1 protein-coding gene is annotated in these 1,069 nt (G+C 67.7%); it reads right to left on the bottom strand.

The window, feature by feature from the left end; all coding sequences use genetic code 11:
* Positions 1-1,037: AMP-binding protein (locus AB0E07_RS39850; RefSeq protein WP_362263395.1), on the bottom strand; the 1,037-nt coding region annotated here is incomplete at its 3' end.
* Positions 1,038-1,069 lie beyond the last annotated feature (32 nt).

The raw sequence follows: 1,069 nt of genomic DNA, 5'->3' as shown, positions 1-1,069 counted from the left end.
TCGGGCAGGGCCTTGCGGTCGAGCTTGCCGTTGGTGGTCAGCGGCAGCGCGTCGAGTGCGACGAACGCGGCCGGAACCATGTACTCAGGCAGCGCCCCGCCAACGAACCGGCGCACCTCCTCGGTATCCAGGCGGCTGCCCGGAACAGGCACGATGTAGGCGACCAGGCGCTTGTCACCGGGCCGGTCCTCCCGCACCACGACCGCGCACTGCACGATCCGCTCATGCCGCGTCAGAGCCGCCTCGATCTCCCGCGGCTCGATCCGGAACCCCCGCACCTTCACCTGATCATCCGCACGGCGCAGAAACTCCAGCGCACCATCCGCACGCCAACGCCCCAGATCCCCGGTCCGATACATCCGCTCACCCGCCCCACCGAACGGACACGCAACGAACCGCTCCCCCGTCAGACCCGCACGCCCCACATACCCGTGCGCCAGACCCGACCCCGCCACATACAACTCCCCCGGCACCCCCACCGGCACCGGCCGCAACCACCCGTCCAGCACGAACACCTGCTTGCCGGCCAACGGCACCCCGATCGGCACCGAAGCCGCACCCTCCACCACCGACTCCACCAACTGACTGGTGGTGAAGCCCATCGACTCCACCGGCCCATAACCATTCAGCACCCGAAGCCCCGGATGACGCTCACACACCCGCGCCACATGCGACACCGACGCGGCCTCACCCGCCGTCATCACCGTCCGCAACCCCGCGAACAACCCCGGACAGTCATCCACCAGCACGTTGAACAAACTCGCCGACAACTGCAGCACCGTCACACCACACCCGGCCACCAGCCCCGCGATCTCATCCAGATCCGTCCGCGACCCCACCGGCAACACCGTCCGCCCACCATGGAACAGCGCCGAGAACACCTCCAGCGCAAACGCGTCCCACGACACCGGCGACGACTGCAAATACACGTCATCAGCCCGGAACTCCAGATAATCCGGACCCACGAACGTCGACACCAACGCCCGATGCGGAGCCACCACACCCTTCGGCCGCCCCGTCGAACCCGACGTGAACATCACACACGCCGCATCCCACCCACCACACACCA

The sequence above is a fragment of the Streptomyces sp. NPDC048002 genome (assembly GCF_040653275.1).
GTDB lineage: Bacteria > Actinomycetota > Actinomycetes > Streptomycetales > Streptomycetaceae > Streptomyces.
The sequence above is the reverse complement of the archived record's forward strand: the minus strand, read 5'-3'. Positions and strand labels throughout refer to the sequence as shown.